Annotated in this window: 15 protein-coding genes, 2 pseudogenes and 1 riboswitch; of the genes and pseudogenes, 15 read left to right on the forward strand and 2 right to left on the reverse strand. The window is 36.1% G+C overall.

Features of this window, described 5'->3' with window-relative positions; translation table 11 throughout:
* The first annotated feature begins 127 nt into the window (after positions 1–127).
* A riboswitch (glycine riboswitch) is annotated at positions 128–246 on the forward strand.
* A 271-nt stretch (positions 247–517) separates the two neighbouring features.
* Genes gcvT through gcvPB form a run of 3 tightly spaced genes read left to right on the forward strand, consistent with a single transcriptional unit; the run spans position 518 to position 4,453 of the window.
* Complete coding sequence (gene gcvT, locus C1724_RS05025; RefSeq protein ID WP_102345617.1) at positions 518–1,621, forward strand: glycine cleavage system aminomethyltransferase GcvT; 1,104 nt, start codon at positions 518–520, stop codon at positions 1,619–1,621.
* Between the two features lie 11 nt (positions 1,622–1,632).
* Positions 1,633–2,979 carry an aminomethyl-transferring glycine dehydrogenase subunit GcvPA gene (gene gcvPA, locus C1724_RS05030; RefSeq protein ID WP_102345618.1) on the forward strand — a complete coding sequence of 449 codons (1,347 nt, stop codon included), beginning with the start codon at positions 1,633–1,635 and terminating at the stop codon, positions 2,977–2,979.
* Positions 2,972–4,453 carry an aminomethyl-transferring glycine dehydrogenase subunit GcvPB gene (gene gcvPB, locus C1724_RS05035; protein ID WP_102345619.1) on the forward strand — a complete coding sequence of 494 codons (1,482 nt, stop codon included), beginning with the start codon at positions 2,972–2,974 and terminating at the stop codon, positions 4,451–4,453. Before gcvPA ends, gcvPB begins: the two co-directional genes overlap by 8 nt.
* Positions 4,454–4,513: 60 nt before the next feature.
* Here the strand turns inward: gcvPB and C1724_RS05040 are convergent, their stop codons facing one another.
* Entirely contained in the window at positions 4,514–4,891 is a 378-nt protein-coding gene (locus C1724_RS05040) for a rhodanese-like domain-containing protein (RefSeq protein WP_102345620.1), read from the reverse strand.
* Between the two features lie 273 nt (positions 4,892–5,164).
* Here C1724_RS05040 and C1724_RS05045 point away from each other — a divergent pair, with 273 nt between their 5' ends.
* From C1724_RS05045 to C1724_RS05070, 6 genes and pseudogenes are all read left to right on the forward strand, one after another.
* Positions 5,165–6,001 carry a lipoate--protein ligase family protein gene (locus tag C1724_RS05045; RefSeq protein ID WP_102345621.1) on the forward strand — a complete coding sequence of 279 codons (837 nt, stop codon included), beginning with the start codon at positions 5,165–5,167 and terminating at the stop codon, positions 5,999–6,001.
* 366 nt (positions 6,002–6,367) lie between these two features.
* Positions 6,368–7,162: pseudogene (locus tag C1724_RS05050) on the forward strand (ribonucleotide reductase N-terminal alpha domain-containing protein); the annotation flags it as partial.
* 98 nt (positions 7,163–7,260) lie between these two features.
* The gene (locus tag C1724_RS05055; protein ID WP_180994123.1) at positions 7,261–8,145 is read left to right on the forward strand and encodes a hypothetical protein; all 885 of its coding nucleotides are present in this window, start codon (positions 7,261–7,263) and stop codon (positions 8,143–8,145) included.
* Between the two features lie 270 nt (positions 8,146–8,415).
* A pseudogene (locus C1724_RS05060) lies at positions 8,416–10,182 on the forward strand (vitamin B12-dependent ribonucleotide reductase); the annotation flags it as partial.
* 208 nt (positions 10,183–10,390) lie between these two features.
* Complete coding sequence (gene splB / locus C1724_RS05065; protein ID WP_102345624.1) at positions 10,391–11,416, forward strand: spore photoproduct lyase; 1,026 nt, start codon at positions 10,391–10,393, stop codon at positions 11,414–11,416.
* Positions 11,417–11,591: 175 nt separating this feature from the next.
* Positions 11,592–12,488 carry a patatin-like phospholipase family protein gene (locus C1724_RS05070; RefSeq protein ID WP_102345625.1) on the forward strand — a complete coding sequence of 299 codons (897 nt, stop codon included), beginning with the start codon at positions 11,592–11,594 and terminating at the stop codon, positions 12,486–12,488.
* Positions 12,489–12,502: 14 nt separating this feature from the next.
* On the opposite strand, the gene C1724_RS05075 is transcribed toward C1724_RS05070, so the two are convergent.
* On the reverse strand, positions 12,503–12,910 hold the full coding sequence (locus tag C1724_RS05075; RefSeq protein ID WP_102345626.1) for an SA1362 family protein: 408 nt from the start codon (positions 12,908–12,910) through the stop codon (positions 12,503–12,505).
* Between the two features lie 483 nt (positions 12,911–13,393).
* On the opposite strand from C1724_RS05075, the gene C1724_RS05080 reads away from it, so the two are divergent.
* From C1724_RS05080 to spoIIIAB, 6 genes are all read left to right on the forward strand, one after another.
* Positions 13,394–13,900: a YqhR family membrane protein gene (locus tag C1724_RS05080; protein ID WP_102345627.1), complete on the forward strand. Its 507-nt coding sequence runs from the start codon at positions 13,394–13,396 to the stop codon at positions 13,898–13,900.
* 172 nt (positions 13,901–14,072) lie between these two features.
* On the forward strand, positions 14,073–15,134 hold the full coding sequence (locus C1724_RS05085; RefSeq protein WP_102345628.1) for a M24 family metallopeptidase: 1,062 nt from the start codon (positions 14,073–14,075) through the stop codon (positions 15,132–15,134).
* 85 nt (positions 15,135–15,219) lie between these two features.
* The gene (gene efp, locus C1724_RS05090) at positions 15,220–15,777 is read left to right on the forward strand and encodes an elongation factor P (protein WP_102345629.1); all 558 of its coding nucleotides are present in this window, start codon (positions 15,220–15,222) and stop codon (positions 15,775–15,777) included.
* A 223-nt stretch (positions 15,778–16,000) separates the two neighbouring features.
* Positions 16,001–16,282 (forward strand): YqhV family protein, encoded by a 282-nt coding sequence (locus C1724_RS05095; RefSeq protein ID WP_102345630.1) that lies wholly within the window; start codon positions 16,001–16,003, stop codon positions 16,280–16,282.
* Between the two features lie 154 nt (positions 16,283–16,436).
* Positions 16,437–17,351 (forward strand): stage III sporulation protein AA, encoded by a 915-nt coding sequence (gene spoIIIAA, locus C1724_RS05100; RefSeq protein WP_102346743.1) that lies wholly within the window; start codon positions 16,437–16,439, stop codon positions 17,349–17,351.
* Positions 17,348–17,860, forward strand: a complete 513-nt coding sequence (gene spoIIIAB / locus C1724_RS05105) for a stage III sporulation protein SpoIIIAB (protein WP_102345631.1) — start codon at positions 17,348–17,350, stop codon at positions 17,858–17,860. The genes spoIIIAA and spoIIIAB overlap by 4 nt, the downstream gene beginning before the upstream one ends.
* Positions 17,861–17,871 lie beyond the last annotated feature (11 nt).

The raw sequence follows: 17,871 nt of genomic DNA on the forward strand, positions 1-17,871 counted from the left end.
TCGATCCTTTCTTTTTAGTTATCTAAGTATAATTTAATTATTGTAGTCATAATTATTAATTAGGTAGAAATTAAAGAGAGTAATCTAGAATTCAGTATATCCAACTTATAAAAAAATATATATGCGAATGAAAACAAGGGGAGAGACCACTGCTTAGTTAAAGAGTTATCTATTAGTTAAAGTGGCGCCGAAGGAGCAAGTAGTAAATTCTGCGAATCTCTCAGGCAAAAAGACTCTTGTTGGACGCAACTCTGGAGAGCGCTTTTAATAAGCCACCAACGAGGATTCAATGATAATTTGAGATTATCATTGAAAAACTTTCAGGTCAAAGGACAGGGAATGTACAGTTTCTTACATTCCCCTGTCCTTTTTTACTATTCACGTTACTAAACAAAATCTCAATTCCAGGTTAATTGGCGAAATTATAGATTATTGTAGTTTGGATATAACCATTAACAAAGTGGAATAAATTTTAATATACTAGTCAATTCATTGAAAAACACAGGGAGGGGTTATATTGGCTTGGCTAAAAAGGACACCTATATACCCGTTATATAAGGATTACGGTGCTAAAACGATCAATTTTGGAGGTTGGGAGTTACCTGTTCAATTTAAAACAATTAAAGAGGAACATGTTGCAGTCCGTACAAAAGCTGGTTTATTTGACGTCTCACACATGGGCGAAATTAGTGTGAAAGGAGAAAATAGCTTAAAATTTTTACAAAAAATGATGACGAATGATATTGAAAAGTTAACGATTGGTGGGGCATTGTATACAGCGATGTGCTATGAGAATGGTGGGACAGTGGATGATTTAATTGTATATCGACTAGCGGAAGAGGAATTTCTATTAGTTGTCAATGCGGCAAACATTGAAAAGGATTATGAATGGTTAATGAATCATAATGTAGAAGCGGTTCAATTAGTTAATTTATCAGACCAAGTTGCTCAATTAGCTCTTCAAGGTCCATTCGCAGAAATAATACTACAAAAAATTTCAACTGAAAATATAAGCGAGATTAAATTTTTTAAGTTTAAACAAAAAGTGAATATTGATGGAATTGAATGCATCGTTTCGCGTACTGGTTATACCGGCGAAGATGGTTTTGAAATTTATTGTGATGCTAATCAAGCTAGGGTGCTATGGACTAGTATTTTAAGAGCTGGGGAGGAATTTAATATTCTACCCATCGGACTTGGGGCAAGGGATACTTTAAGGTTTGAAGCGAAGCTGGCTTTATACGGTCATGAATTGACAGCTGATATATCACCTTTAGAAGCAGGACTGGATTTTGTTGTGAAAACAGATAAATTTGTGGATTTTATCGGAAAAAAAGCCCTAAAAGTTCAGCAGAAAGAAGGTGTTAAGCGAAGATTAGTAGGTCTTCAAATGATTGATCGCGGTATTCCAAGAAATGACTATAAAGTATATGTTGGTGAAGAAGTTGTGGGTCATATAACATCTGGTACGCACTCACCGACCTATAATAAACCTTTAGGATTGGCTTTGGTGAAGACTGAGTTTTCTGATTTAGCAAGAGAGATGTTTGTAGAAATCAGGGCAAACAAGTTTGCAAAAGCAAAGGTTGTTTCTACACCATTCTATAAACGTCGTAAATAAGGAGGGGCCATATGGAATTCCGGTACTTACCAATGACTGAAGAAGACAAACATCATATGTTGCAAACTATTGGTGTAAACTCAATTGATCAATTGTTTGAAGATATTCCTGATGAAGTCCGTTTTAAGGGAGAATTGAAATTAGCTCCTTCCTTATCTGAACCTGAATTACTAAAGAAACTACAAAAATTAGCTGCTAATAATTCCGATATTAAAAGATATATTTCGTTTCTAGGTGCAGGTGTTTACGAGCATTATATTCCTACGATTGTGGATCATGTTATCTCTAGGTCAGAGTTCTACACCGCTTATACCCCATATCAGCCTGAGATTTCTCAGGGTGAGCTACAAGCGATTTTCGAATATCAAACGATGATATGTGAATTAACGGGGATGGATGTAGCTAATTCATCAATGTATGATGGCGGAACAGCTCTTGCAGAGGCTGCCGTTTTAAGTTCTGTTCACACTAAACGCAAGAAAGTTCTGGTTTCTAAATCCGTTCATCCTGAATACAGACTCGTACTAGAGACATATGCAAAGGGCCAACAATTAGAAATTGTTGAAATTGAAATTAAAAATGGGATTACAAATTTGCAGGATCTAGAAAGCAATATAGATAATGACAGTGCTTGTTTTATTGTTCAATATCCAAATTTTTTCGGGCAAATCGAATATTTACAAGAAATTGAGAAGGTTGTTCATAGACAAAAAGCGATGTTTATTGTGTCATGCAACCCACTAGCACTTGGAATATTAACCCCACCTGGACAGTTTTGTGCTGATATTGTTATAGGAGATGCACAACCATTTGGTATTCCACCTCAATTTGGTGGACCACATTGTGGTTTTTTTGCGGTTACCAAAAAGTTAATGAGAAAAATCCCTGGGCGGCTAGTTGGTCAGACCGTTGATGAAGAGGGACGGCGAGGATTTGTTTTAACTCTTCAAGCCCGTGAACAGCATATTCGCCGTGAAAAAGCTACATCTAACATTTGCTCCAATCAAGCCTTGAACGCATTAGCAGCAGCTGTTGCTATGTCAGCTATTGGAAAAAAAGGAATACGGGAAATGGCTTATCAAAATATTTCGAAAGCGCAGTATGCCATTAAGTGTTTTAAACAATCAGGCTTTGAAATGGTATTTTCAGGACCGCTTTTCAATGAGTTTGTCATTGATTGTAAATATCCTGTAAAAAATGTAAATCAACATCTTTACAAGCAGGGTATTATAGGTGGATATGATCTTGGGCAAGCTTATGAAGGTTTTTCAAATTACATGTTAATAGCAGTAACTGAACTAAGAACAAAAGCTGAAATTGATATGCTTGTCAGTGGAATGGGGGAATACGATGGCTAAACTAGATCAACCGCTAATTTTTGAAATTAGCAAGAAGGATCGCATTGGTTATAGTTTACCAACCATAGATGTCCCTTCAATAAATATAGAAGAATTGTTTCCAAGTGAATATATCCGAAAGGAAGGTCCAGAGCTTCCTGAGGTTTCAGAACTAGATATCATGAGACATTATACTGCACTTTCCACACGAAATCATGGCGTTGACTCTGGGTTCTATCCGTTAGGGTCATGCACGATGAAATATAATCCTAAAGTAAATGAAACAGTTGCCCGTTTTTCTGGCTTTAGTTATATTCACCCCTATCAATCCGAGGAGACGGTACAGGGTGCATTACAATTAATGCATGAGCTACAGAGTGATTTGCAGGAGATAACAGGCATGAATATGGTCACATTACAACCAGCTGCCGGTGCACATGGTGAGTGGACGGGGTTGATGCTGATAAGGGCTTATCACGAGTCTAGAAACGACTTTATGCGAACAAAGGTTATTGTACCTGATTCCGCACATGGTACAAATCCTGCTTCTGCAACTGTTGCAGGATTTGAAACAGTAACTGTACGCTCAGATAGTAATGGATTAGTAGATTTAGAGCATTTAAAATCAGTTGTAGGAATGGATACAGCAGCTCTAATGCTAACCAATCCAAATACTTTAGGGCTTTTTGAAAGTCACATTGTTGACATAGCTAATATAGTTCATGCTGCTGGAGGAAAGCTTTATTATGATGGAGCTAATCTTAATGCTATATTAGGTAAAGCTCGTCCAGGAGATATGGGTTTTGATGTAGTTCATTTAAATCTTCATAAAACTTTTACAGGTCCACATGGGGGAGGTGGACCTGGCTCAGGTCCGGTAGGTGTTAAGGCCGAATTAAGTCCATTTTTACCCATGCCTATAGTTGTTAAAAAAGGCGACCGCTACACTTTTGAGTATAATCGACCTAAGACAATTGGGAGAGTGAAACCCTATTACGGTAACTTTGGTATAAATGTTCGGGCATATTCCTATATTCGTACGATGGGTGCAGGCGGCTTAAAGCTTGTATCAGAATATGCTGTTCTTAATGCAAACTATATGATGAGACGTTTAGCTCCGTATTTTGACCTACCGTATGGCTCATATTGTAAGCATGAATTTGTATTATCAGGAGCTCGACAAAAAAAGTTAGGTGTACGTACATTAGATATGGCAAAACGTCTTTTAGACTTCAAGTATCATCCACCTACAATATATTTTCCGCATAATGTGGAGGAATGTATGATGATTGAACCAACAGAAACAGAATCGAAAGACACCCTAGATCAATTTATCGAGACGATGATTCAGATTTCAAAAGAAGTAGATGAAAATCCAGAGATTGTACAAAACGCCCCACACCATACTGTGGTGAAACGGTTAGATGAAACGACTGCAGCAAGAAAACCAATATTAAGATTTGTAAAAGAGCATGCAGCCACCGATAATTTGTGATCATTAATGTGAAGGATAGTTTTAAAAAATAAGAGTTGTGTCTCATATGGACACAACTCTTTATTTTGCTTTTGTTTTGATTTTCCCTGACCATTTCTTAAATCCGCCTTTTAAATGGCTGATATCTTCTCCACCTAACTTTTTGATAATACCGGCTGCCCGAGCACTACGCATTCCACTTTGGCAATATAGATAAACTGGCTTATCAGTGCGAATTTCTGCTTTGCGAGCATTAATTTGGCTTAACGGTATGTTTCTTGCGCCTAAAATATGGCCAGCTTGAAATTCATTTGGTTCACGGACATCAATAAGCTGCGCTTTTCGATACCCAGCTCTAAACTCTTCTTCTGTTAGTTCTTTTAGATACCGCTTTTGATATAGTCTAGTTCCAACGATGTATGCAATGATTACTACTAGTGTTATTAATAAATACCACATCTCCCAAAACCCCTCTCTTAATCCTTTCGCTGCAGATTACTTATTATAGTATTTTTTAACACGGTACTATTTTTATAGTATCTCTTTTGGAAGGATTCCTTTCTATAAAAGAACATTAATAGATCACAAATTTTATTATATAAAGGATTCAACGGAGATGCAAAGGAAAATGAATATAATTTTTGGACACAAAATAAAGTCATTACTATTTTCTTTATATCGTGAAGTTATTTTGTTAGACTATGATCAATTCAACATTAGAAGGAGAACAAGATGAATAAGGAGAATTGGAATTTTATTGATTCAGGGAATTGCCCCCCAAGTTATAATATGGCATTAGATGAAGCGTTGCTTAATTGGCATAGTGAAGGGAAAATAGGTCCGACGATTCGGTTCTACGGATGGAATCCTCCGACTCTTTCTGTTGGTTACTTTCAGACAGTTGAAAACGAAATTAATATGGAGGCAGTTCAATCACATGGATTGGGATTTGTGCGAAGACCAACAGGAGGAAGAGCAGTACTGCATGACCAAGAATTAACCTATAGTGTGATCGTTTCAGAATCACATCCTTTAATGCCGAAAACGGTAACTGAAGCTTATCGGGTTATTTCTGGAGGTATACTTGAAGGCTTTAAACAATTAGGTCTAGATGCATACTTCGCTGTACCGACAACAGAAAGTGAATTACAGACATTAAAGAATCCTAAGTCTGCTGTTTGTTTCGACGCATCTTCTTGGTATGAATTAGTTGTAGAAGGTAGAAAAGTAGCGGGAAGCGCTCAAACTCGACAAAAAGGAGTCATTTTGCAGCATGGTTCTATTCTATTAGATTTGGATGAAGAAAAGTTATTTAGTTTATTTAAATATAAAAATGAACGTATAAAAGAGAGAATGAAAGCAGGCTTTAAAAATAAAGCTGTTGCTATAAATAATTTAACTAAAACTCCTGTAACAATAGGAAATGCTATGGAGGCCTTTAAATCTGGTTTTGAAAAAAGCTTGAATATTCACCTCGAGCCTTATATATTAAGTAAGGAAGAAAATGATGTGATCGCAAAGATTGAAAGTGATAAATACCTTAAACAGGAATGGAACTTCAGAAAGTAATATCGTGCATCAAAAAATGTGGTACTTTAGCCACATTTTTTATTGCTTATTTTTTTAATTGTTATTTTGACAGGCTTCGGGTTTTGCAAGTTATGAAATTCTTCTTAATGCCTGATTTTTCAAGGAAATAAATAGATTTTCTTCAAAAATCTCCATTTTTTGATAAATTCCTAGTTTGACAAAATGCAAGTTTATCTAACTCTAATCAATATGTAGTATTATCTTTTGGAATTGAGATACTATATGTTGAATTATATCTTTCTTTGTGGTACGGTAAGAATATGCTAATAACATAGACAAGCTTACTATGAATAACATCGAAAACATACAAAAAGAACAATCCCATTTGAATAAGGAGAGATGAAGATGGTGACGGCGACCGCCGAGAATATGAAAGTAAATATAACAAGGCTAAATAAGGATATTAGCTTATTCCCGCAGGTACATGAAATTAGCGATGATATGAACATGACACACAGTGGTGTTTCACGACTTGTTATGCTTGACCGTTACGCTTTTAAAGACACAGAAAAACTGACGTTAACGGTGGGGGATTTTGTTGTCTTAACCATAAAAGAAGATCCAAAGTTTCCTGCTAGAGGTACTGGATTTATTATCGAGCTAGACCGTGAACGTAATCGAGCTACAGTTAAAGTTGATGATGAATATCGTGGAGCGCTAGAAACAGAGCAAGAAAGAGAAACTGGTGTTATCAATCGATCGTTAGATGTAATTGAAAAGCCACTTGAGATTTTCTATGAACAAATTGCTAAACGTGTAGCTACAGGGTTATCGCAAGTGGAAGAAACAGAAAAACAGCGCGATCGTTGGTTCAATAAATTTTATGAGGAATTAGCTAGCCTTAACTTTATCCCAGCTGGACGCGTGCTGTATGGGGCAGGCTCAAGCACAGCTGTCACTTTCTTCAATTGTTATGTAATGCCTTTTGTTCAGGACTCAAGAGAAGGTATTTCTGAACATCGCAAGCAAGTGATGGAGATCATGAGCCGCGGCGGTGGCGTTGGTACAAATGGTTCAACGTTAAGACCACGCAATACGTTAGCTCGTGGCGTGAATGGTAAATCTTCAGGTTCAGTATCATGGCTGGATGATATTGCTAAGCTAACACATCTAGTTGAACAGGGCGGCAGCCGCAGAGGTAAATAATTGAGTGCCTCTTAACCTCGTGAATTGCTGGAAACTCTTTTGGTTTTAAAACACCTTAGAATATGCATTTAGATGTCATTGAAGAGGTGTTTATGATGGAACCATATAATGCTTCAAAGTCTCTAATATGTAAGTTGTGTGGTCGTACTTATTTGCACAACAAACAGGGATTGTTTACTTCACATCTAAAAAAAGAGCATGATCTTTCATTGCATGATTATCTAGTACGTTACTACTATGAACAAAGTGACCTAGTTTGTAAGGGATTTGGTTGTAATAATATTGTGAAATTAAGACGCGGCAAACCAAACCAATATTGTAGTAGTAAGTGTGCACAAAAAAAAGATAAGGCAAAAATATGCCCTGTTTGCAATGAGAAATTTTCCAATGAAGATACTAGAATAAAAACGTGTTCGCTAAGTTGTTCAAAACAACTTAAAGCAAGCAAAATAAAAAGCTGGCATCAGAAGATGTCAACACAACAAAAAGAAAACCACTTTGGAAACATTATCAGAAAAACATCAAGAACACGAAAAAAGAATAAAACACCTTCTTGGAATAGCGGAAAAACAGGAATCTACAGTGAAGAAACAATTCAAAAAATACGACTAGCAACTTTAAAACAAATGGAAAACCAATCGTTTAGGAAAACGAGGATTGAAAGGTTAATGGAAATCATACTTAAAGAGCTCGGAGTAACATACACCTATTCATTTATTCTCGAGAATCGACAATATGACTTTTTAGTCCAAAGTCAAAAATTAATAATTGAGTGTGATGGTGACTATTGGCATGCAAATCCAAAGTTTTATCCTAGTCCTAAAGATTGGCAATTAGAAAGAATACAAATTGATAAACAAAAAAACGAAATCGCCATTAAAAATAACTATAAAATTGTGCGGTTTTGGGAATTCGATATTCTTAATAATAGAGACTTTGTTATAAGTAAGTTAAAAAGCATTATATATGGCTTATGAGCCACAACATGGTTAGAAATAACGAATGTGATGGCCTGAAAATCATAAGCGGATAAAGACAATCAGCAGCCGAGCTCCTAAAGGACTTCCAATGGAGAAGGTTCAACGACCATCGAAACCGCGTTTTTTTTAACGAAAGGGAGTAGAGTAGGGGTCAAGCGATCCCGAAGTGCGAGGGCATTATCTAGTATGTGAGATGATGTAAGATATGGTCTGAACTTTAAGGTGACTTAAAGAGTTGATTTAGCGAATCAACGTAACATATATTTGGCTCAAATGATAATGCTATCTTCATGGCACCCTGATGTAATTGAATTTATTATATCTAAAATGCAAAACCCTAGAATTTTGCGTTTCCTGATTGAAAATACAGAAGATGAAACAATTAAAAAGCTTGCCAAAGAAAAATTAAAGTTTACGCCACTTTCTGAAGTGGAAAGAGATATGTATCAAGGAATCGTAAACTATAAAAATATTCCTAGTTTTGGTGGATTTACTGCTAAAGCAATTAAGGAAGCCGAAGAAAAACTAGAAGTTGGCGGTCACTTTAGCGTCCATAATTCAGAATTTTTGACAGGTGCAAATATATCTGTTTGTTTAACAAAAGAATTTATGGATGCAGTTGAAAATGATGACTACTACGACTTAAAGTTTCCGGATGTTGAAAATTATGATCAAGACGAAATGAAAATATATAATGAAGAATGGCACAAGGTTGGCGACGTCCGTGAGTGGGAAAAACTTGGTCATAAAGTAAGAGTATATCGTAAGATTCGCGCAAAGGAACTATGGAACCTGATCAACATTTGTGCAACGTATTCAGCAGAACCTGGTATTTTCTTTATCGATAATGCGAACGACATGACAAATGCAAAAGCATACGGTCAACAAGTGGTTGCAACAAATCCGTGTGGAGAACAACCTCTTGCACCATATAGTGTATGTAACCTAGCAGCTGTGAACTTAGCTGAAATGGCAGATAAAGAAAATAAACAAGTTAACTTTGAAAAACTAAAACAAACTGTTCGTGTTGGCGTCCGTATGCAGGATAATGTTATAAACGCAACACCATATTTCCTAGAGCAAAATAGAAAACAAGCACTTGGTGAGCGCCGTGTAGGTTTAGGTGTAATGGGACTTCACGATCTACTTATCTACTGTGAAACAGAATATGGTTCAGAAGAAGGTAATGTCCTAATTGATAAGATTTTTGAAGTTATTGCTGTTGAGGCATATAAGGCTTCCATTGAATTAGCAAAAGAAAAAGGAAGTTTCCCATTCTTAACAGGGGATACACAAGAAGAAACAAATCGCTTACGTAATGCCTTTATTAATACAGGCTATATGAGAAAAATGCCTGAGGACGTAAGACAGCAGATTATTGAAAATGGTATTAGAAATTCACACTTATTAACGGTTGCACCTACTGGAAGTACAGGAACAATGGTAGGAGTATCAACAGGACTTGAGCCGTATTTCTCATTCTCATACTTCCGTAGCGGCCGCTTAGGCAGATTTATTGAAGTAAAAGCGGATATTCTACAAGAATATTTAGATAAACATCCAGGTGCTGATCCGGAGAACCTGCCAAAGTGGTTTGTATCTGCTATGGACTTAAAACCAGAAGCACATGCGGATGTTCAATGTGTAATCCAACGCTGGGTGGATAGCTCGATAAGTAAGACAGTTAATGCACCAAAAGGCTATTCAGTTGAGCAAGTTGAAAAAGTTTATGAAAGACTGTATCGCGGTGGGGCTAAAGGTGGCACGGTATACGTTGATGGAAGCCGTGACGCACAAGTTCTTACGTTAAAGGCTGAGGATAATTCTTTTGACGATGTAGAATTTGACAAAGTTCCTCACCAACAGCCACATGTTGTTTTAGTTGATACGATTAATGATTTAAGATCAACAGACGTTACGATTGGCTCAGAGGTAGGTAACACTTGCCCAGTATGTCGTAAAGGTAAGGTCAAGGAAATTGGTGGCTGTAACACTTGTACGAATTGTAATGCACAGCTTAAATGTGGATTGTAAAAGCGTAGATTAGACTAGACTAGATAGGAAACTTAAATAATACAACAAAGTAGAGATGGACAACAGTCCATCTCTACTTTTGTTACAAAATAAACTTAGAATTTTTTGTTTTGGTAAATGTTAAAAAAAACGGATAACTTTCCCGATGCTACAAAATGCGATGATACACATAATAATGGTAGATGGCTATGGCATTAAGGGGGAAAGTATGGAACCATTTATACCGCAATTAGTATATATAGAGCCTGGTGCATTAGAATATCCATTAGGAGTTGAGCTACAGGAAAAGTTTCAAAAACTTGGTATAGAAGTACGACAAACAACCTCCCATAATCAAGTGCGCAATATTCCGGGAGACACTGAAAATCAAAAATATCGAAATGCAAAATCAACGCTTGTAGTTGGGGTTCGTAAAACATTAAAGTTTGATACTTCAAAGCCATCTGCTGAATACGCTATTCCTCTTGCTACAGGCTGCATGGGGCATTGCCATTATTGTTATCTACAAACAACGCTCGGTAGTAAACCATATATACGAACATACGTAAATTTAGAGGAAATATTTAATCAAGCACAAAAATATATGGATGAGCGCAAACCAGAAATTACTAGATTTGAAGCGGCCTGTACTTCAGATATTGTTGGGATTGATCATTTAACACATTCTCTAAAAAAAGCGATTGAATTTATAGGAGAAACAGAATATGGTCTGTTACGGTTTGTAACGAAATTTCACCATGTAGACCACTTGCTGGATGCTAAACATAACGGTAAAACCGATTTTCGATTTAGCATAAATTCACGCTATGTAATTAAAAACTTTGAGCCTGGAACCTCGAGTTTTGAAGAAAGAATTGAAGCGGCTAAAAAAGTTGCTCAAGCGAACTATAAACTAGGGTTTATCGTGGCCCCCATTTATATGCACGAAGGTTGGGAAGAGGGCTATTATGAATTGTTTGAAAAGCTAGAAAAGCAACTATCCGAATGTATGCCACAGGAGCTTTCTTTTGAACTTATTCAGCATCGTTTTACTAAGCCTGCAAAAAATGTAATCCAAAAAAGGTATCCAAAGAGCAAACTGGAAATGGATGAGGAAAAACGAAAATATAAATGGGGTCGATATGGGATAGGAAAGTATGTTTATCCTGACGAGGAAGCTGCAGCATTAAAAGAAACAGTTTCTGATTATATTATGAAGTTTTTTCCACACGCTAAAATTTTATATTTTACGTAAACATTCGCATTTGCGGATGTTTTTTTGTTCTACTATCACGATTTACATATATGGATTATAGTAGAAGAAAAATCGTTGTTATGCTCCTTCTAGGCTAATGGTGTGTTTCCACTTCTGTACCATATTTAATAGCAATGGCCTTATGTATTCATTTATACTTTAAGGAGGCTCCTCAATGGATATTGATGGTGTTTTTTCAGGTGGTGGTATGAAGGCTATTGCCTTCGTCGGAGCTATCGAGATAATTGAGCGGGAAGGGTTTGTTTTTAAAAATGTTGCTGGTACCAGTGCAGGTGCTATCATTGCAGCATTAATTAGTGCTGGCTTTAAAGCAAGTGAAATTAAATCGATCATTGGTGATGTAGATTTTAGTGATTTTCTAGATGCACCTAAAACGATGCTCCCTTTTTTTCCAGTTATGAAGTGGATTAGCGTATACTGGCGGCTAGGCTTGTATAAAGGGGATGTTTTTGAACGGTGGATTACAAAAATATTAGCAACTAAAGGAATAAGAACATTTGGAGATATTAAGCCACCATGTTCACTAAAAATAATTGCTTCAGATTTAACCAATGGGAGAATTATTGTCTTACCGGATGACTTAGTTAATTATGGTATAAACCCTAATGCTTTTCCAATAGGAAAAGCTGTTCGGATGAGTGCGGGGATACCTTATTTTTTTGAACCTGTGAAAATTTACAATCGAAAAGCAAAAAAAGCGGTTATAGTGGATGGGGCTGTACTTAGCAATTTTCCAATTTGGTTATTTGATAACGAAAAGCAAAGACCTGTTGTCGGCTTAAGATTAAGTCCACAGCTAGATAATATACCGCCAAATGAAATAAATAACGCATTTGGAATGTTCCAAGCTATTTTTGAAACTATGATGGGAGCTCATGATGATCGATATATATCAAAGAAAATTGCGGACCGTATAATTTTTATACCAGTAGACATTATCAGTTTTGTAAAGTTTGACATTACGTCAGATGAGAAAGAAAAGCTTATTGAAATAGGCAGGTTAAAGGCGGAGATATATTTAAAAGCAAAAAAACGAGAATGGAGAAAATAAAAAAGAATCAAGCTTTAAAAAAAGGCTCGATTCTTTTTTTTTCCTTTTTTTCCATCGATAACTGTAAAATTATGCTCTCGTTTCTTACTGCTTTTATGCGTGTGTGCTGAGCGTAAGGGCTTTTTGATAGCAGACTGCTGTGATAAACCCCTTACCTTTGTCGTATGAGTTGAAGTCTCATTATATAGCTTTTTTGACTGACGTACAGCTCTTTTATACTTTGAATTAAGGTGTCCAGTGGCACCGAATCTCTTTTGCATAACAAGTTTATAGATCAGAAAAATAATCCCGATAACAAGTGCTGCAATCAGTATTTCCTTAATTAGCCCTACGGGGTTAACTACAAGTCGATACAATAAACCAAAGCCAGCCAAGCCTATTATGACCATTATTAAAGGATGAACAGAAGGACGATTAAACAAGAGGTTCACCTCCCTAAAATAAGATAGTAGTAGCAATTCTTAAGCTGAGCATTCTACATAGCCCTTGTTGAATGCTGTTTTATTATTATATTCGCATGTATTTATAATGGACTTCCCAATTTGAAAGCCAATGTAAATTGTAAAAACAATGAGTAAATACTATATTACAATTTAATAATTGTACTAAGAATGCTATTGATTTTAAGAAATTTTAAGAAAGATCCTTAGAAATATTAGAACGTATACTTGACAAATTATAATCAATCATCACCGCCTGTCCCTCTGGGGTCTTGATCGTGTGTTTTCTTATTTACCAAAAGGGAATATCATTCTTTACATAATATATATTCTACAAGATAGGGTTTTAAACCTCCTATATTTATACATAAATAGTATTACCTTCTTAGGAAATTTTAAGACATTATAAAATTCAATTCATTCATTTTCCTGTTTAGGACATACTAGAATTGGAGGTGTTGAATTATGGCAGAAAATCAAGAAAAACCAAGAGATAATAAAGAACTGGAACAAAATAAAAAGGATCAACCTATGTCCCATATGCAAAAAGTTATTGTAACAGGTTTCTTTGGTGGTGTTTTCTGGAGTTTAATAGGTTATATTGCTCATTATTTTAATTTTACAGAACTAGGGCCCGCATTAATCCTTCAACCCTGGGCTATTGGTGATTGGAAAAACGATTTTATGGGTCATTTTATTGGTATATTGGTCATTGGAATTATTTCGATCGGTGCAGCATTACTTTATAATGCATTTCTAAGTAAGTTTCAAAAGTTATGGCCTGGTATCCTTTTTGGAGTAGCCTTATGGATTATTGTTTTTTATCTTCTGAATCCAATTTTTCCTGATTTAGAAGAGGTACAGGACTTTAAACGGAATACAATTATTACTACAATTTGTTTGTATATCTTATATGGCGTTTTTGTAGGCTACTCTATTTCCTATGACGCAAATGATGTGCCACAATCGTAATATGCTATTCAAAGAGGAGTTCCTATGGTAGAATATAGTGGTCTTTGTTACCAGCTTAGAGTAATTACCTCGTCTACCAGGCTCCTTTATTGTATATATTTTATAAAAGTTTTAAAGTGGCAAAAGATCGCGTTTAGGTTTCACGAACATTATAATTTGGAAGGATGTTATAATGGATCTTCTTAATAGGATTAGAGAAAAACTTAAGGATTTGGATATCGACGGAATGTTAATAACAAATGGCCAAAATAGGCGTTACGTGACTGGTTTTACAGGAACAGCTGGCGTGGTATTAATCTCATTAAACGCAGCAAAATTCATTACTGATTTCCGTTACGTTGAACAAGCTAATAAGCAAGTAAAGAATTTTGACATTATCCAACATAAACGTCCGATACATGAAGAGGTAGTTGATCTAGCTCAGCAATTGGGAATTAAGCGACTAGGATTTGAAAAAGAACATATTACCTTTGGAACCTATGAGATGTATACCAATATCATTAAAAGTGAGTTAGTTCCGATATCAGGTGTTGTTGAAAATATTAGATTAATTAAAACAACGGACGAACTAACTATCCTTAAAGAAGCTGCAGCAATTGCAGACGCTGCATTTGAGCATATCACCAAATTTATAAAACCAGGGCTTACTGAACTTGAAGTATCAAATGAATTGGAATTTTTCATGCGAAAAAAAGGGGCAACAGCATCTTCATTTGATATAATCGTTGCATCGGGATATCGTTCTGCATTGCCACATGGTGTAGCGTCAGATAAAGTAATTGAAAATGGCGAGCTTGTAACACTTGATTTTGGCGCTCTCTACAAAGGTTATTGTTCAGATCTTACAAGAACTGTAGCTGTTGGAGAACCAAGTGATGAGTTAATAAATATCTATGATATTGTCTTACAAGCACAGCTCCGTGGTATGACAGGCATTAAACCTGGTATGACTGGGAAGGAAGCGGATGCTCTAACCCGCGATTATATTTCAGAGAAGGGATATGGCGAATATTTTGGTCACTCAACAGGTCATGGGATCGGTTTAGATATCCATGAAGGGCCCACATTATCCATCAAATCTGATATTAAATTAGAGCCAGGAATGGTTGTAACTGTCGAGCCGGGTATATATATAGAAAGTCTTGGTGGAGTACGGATTGAAGATGATATTGTTATTACAACTAAGGGTAATGAGTCATTGACACATTCTACAAAGGAATTATTAATTTTGTAAGGCTATTACATATTAATGTTACTTTTAAGCAAATTCTTACGGGTTTGTTATAAAACATATCTTTATACTTAGGAGGATTTTTCTGATGATTTCTGTAAATGATTTTAAAACTGGGGTAACGATTGAAGTAGATGGAGGAATTTGGCAAGTAATTGAATTCCAACACGTAAAACCAGGAAAAGGGGCAGCTTTTGTACGCTCAAAATTACGCAATTTACGTACCGGTGCAGTTCAAGAAAAAACATTCCGCGCTGGAGAAAAGGTGTCGAAAGCACATATTGAAAATCGTAGAATGCAGTATTTATATGCAAGCGGTGATGTACATACATTCATGGACAATGAATCATATGAACAAATTGAGTTACAAGCTGCTCAATTGTCACATGAGCTTAAGTTTTTAAAAGAAAATATGGAAGTACATATCATGACTTTCCAAGGTGAGACGTTAGGTGTTGAATTACCAAATACAGTAGAGTTAAAAGTCATTGAAACCGAGCCAGGAGTAAAAGGAGATACTGCATCAAACGTAACAAAAAATGCAACTGTTGAAACAGGATTAGTTGTACAAGTACCAATGTTTGTCAATGAAGGGGATACACTTATTATTAATACTGCTGAAGGAAAATATGTATCAAGAGCTTAATATGATAATCCTTCATCCAAGACAGAGGAACACTATGTGTTCCTCTGTTTTTTTGCTTTCAAAAGAAGATAGTTTGAAATTGTATCTACTTTCCGGAACGCTCGTTCCGCTTTGCTAATATAGTTGAACTTATTCCAAACGAAATCAATGAAATTTTTAGTCTAAAACTCCAGACTTATCATACATTTTTAGCAGATGGACAAATAGGAGAGGGGATACAGATTTGAAACGTTGGCTTTCATTACTTGATACTAGTGTCGCTTCAATGGCAGGATTACGAATAATCTCAGCATTAATTGAGTTGTCTGCGGCAATAGCCATGTTGCTATTTAATGATGTTCGGAAAGCTTTAGCGATTAATGCATTATTAGCAGTGGTTGGCCCTGTTATTTTAATAACTACAATGAGTATCGGGTTAATCAGTTTAGCAGATGAAATTTCATTTCGTAAGTTGTTGTTTATAGGTGCTGGTGTTGGACTAATACTATTCGGAATATATAAATAGAGTTCTATCAAAATAGTCATATTATGTCCAAGCCTGCATAAATTGAGAGTAATAGAGTAGAAATGTAAAATTTGGTGTCTTATTTTATGTTAATCCATATAGACAAGCATAGGTAGAAAAGGAGAGGGAACTGGTGAACGACTATATTTATGAGATGCTGCCTAAAACAATTGAAGAAAGAATTCGCCAGTATTCTGAACCCGTGGTTCATAAAATTGAGGAAATCCGTATCCGGATTGAGAGACCTCTTGAGTTAATTATTGAAGGTCAACCGTACTATCCAAACGGATATATTGTCACAAAAATGGATGGTATTCAACTGCTCAATAAGCTAAGTGACTTTTCAATTTATACATTGGAAGAGGAATTAAAAAGAGGCTATATTACGATCCGTGGTGGTCACCGTGTCGGTATTGCTGGAAAGGTAATTACTGAACGAGGGCAAGTAAAGGTAATCAAAGATATCACCTCATACAATATACGGATCGCAAAAGAAAAAATCGGAGTTAGTGAGCCTATTATTCCTTACCTATTTGACGGAAGATGGAAAAATACAATACTTATTGGGCCTCCGCAAACAGGGAAAACAACCATGCTAAGGGATATTGCTAGGAAAATTAGTATGGGTGATTATGACCGTGGAGTTCCATCTTCAAAAGTTGGAATTGTTGATGAGAGATCTGAAATAGCTGGTTGTATAAAAGGGATCCCACAGCATAATCTTGGGCCTAGGATTGATGTACTTGATGCATGTCCGAAGGCTGAAGGTATGATGATGTTGATTCGTTCGATGAGTCCGGACGTTTTAGTAGTTGATGAAATTGGCCGTAAGGAGGATACCGAGGCAATATTAGAGGCAATAAACGCAGGTGTTACTATTTTTGTAACTGCACACGGAAATACGATATCAGACCTTTATAAACGGCCTACAATAGAACCTCTGCTTAAATTAGAAGTTTTTGAGAGAATTGTCGAATTGTCTAGACAAAATGGACCTGGTACTATTGCTGCTATTCGTAACCAAGGTGGAGAGGACATCCTAAATAAAGTGAGGGTGAAACAACTATGAAATTACTAGGTGCTCTTTTTATAATTATTGCTACAACATGGTCGGGGTTTGAGGCGGCAAAAAAATTAGCAGAAAGACCTAGGCAATTAAGGCAATTAAAGGTTGCTCTTCAATCATTAGAAGCAGAAATTATGTTTGGGCACTCACCTTTAAGCGAAGCTAGTGCTAATCTGGCAAAACAAATAAATAAACCGTTATCATGGTTTTTTGATCAATTTTCAAAACGGCTTATTCATGGTGAAACCTCTGTAAATAAGGCATGGGTGGATAGCCTAGATGAAATATGGAGCATGACATCATTTGGACAAGGTGAGTATGAGGTACTACGTCAATTTGGAGAAACACTTGGTCAGCATGATCGCGAACACCAACAAAAACATATACGGTTAGCACTTTCTCATTTAGATCGTGAAGAAAATGATGCGAGAGAAAAACAACAACGCTATGAAAAAATGGTCAAAAGTTTAGGGGTTTTATCAGGATTGCTTATCGTAATATTATTGATGTAGTTCTTTAGGAG

This window comes from Bacillus sp. Marseille-P3661 (genome assembly GCF_900240995.1).
In the GTDB taxonomy this organism is placed as follows: Bacteria; Bacillota; Bacilli; order Bacillales; family Bacillaceae_J; genus OESV01.

Bases quoted from the DNA above. Each gene is read 5' to 3' on its own strand.
- gcvPA (WP_102345618.1), top strand. From the start codon at position 1,633: ATGGAATTCCGGTACTTACCAATGACTGAAGAAGACAAACATCATATG.
- gcvPB (WP_102345619.1), top strand. From the start codon at position 2,972: ATGGCTAAACTAGATCAACCGCTAATTTTTGAAATTAGCAAGAAGGAT.
- C1724_RS05040 (WP_102345620.1), bottom strand. From the start codon at position 4,891: ATGTGGTATTTATTAATAACACTAGTAGTAATCATTGCATACATCGTT.
- C1724_RS05045 (WP_102345621.1), top strand. From the start codon at position 5,165: ATGAATAAGGAGAATTGGAATTTTATTGATTCAGGGAATTGCCCCCCA.
- C1724_RS05055 (WP_180994123.1), top strand. From the start codon at position 7,261: ATGATGGAACCATATAATGCTTCAAAGTCTCTAATATGTAAGTTGTGT.
- splB (WP_102345624.1), top strand. From the start codon at position 10,391: ATGGAACCATTTATACCGCAATTAGTATATATAGAGCCTGGTGCATTA.
- C1724_RS05070 (WP_102345625.1), top strand. From the start codon at position 11,592: ATGGATATTGATGGTGTTTTTTCAGGTGGTGGTATGAAGGCTATTGCC.
- C1724_RS05080 (WP_102345627.1), top strand. From the start codon at position 13,394: ATGGCAGAAAATCAAGAAAAACCAAGAGATAATAAAGAACTGGAACAA.
- C1724_RS05085 (WP_102345628.1), top strand. From the start codon at position 14,073: ATGGATCTTCTTAATAGGATTAGAGAAAAACTTAAGGATTTGGATATC.
- efp (WP_102345629.1), top strand. From the start codon at position 15,220: ATGATTTCTGTAAATGATTTTAAAACTGGGGTAACGATTGAAGTAGAT.
- spoIIIAA (WP_102346743.1), top strand. From the start codon at position 16,437: ATGCTGCCTAAAACAATTGAAGAAAGAATTCGCCAGTATTCTGAACCC.
- spoIIIAB (WP_102345631.1), top strand. From the start codon at position 17,348: ATGAAATTACTAGGTGCTCTTTTTATAATTATTGCTACAACATGGTCG.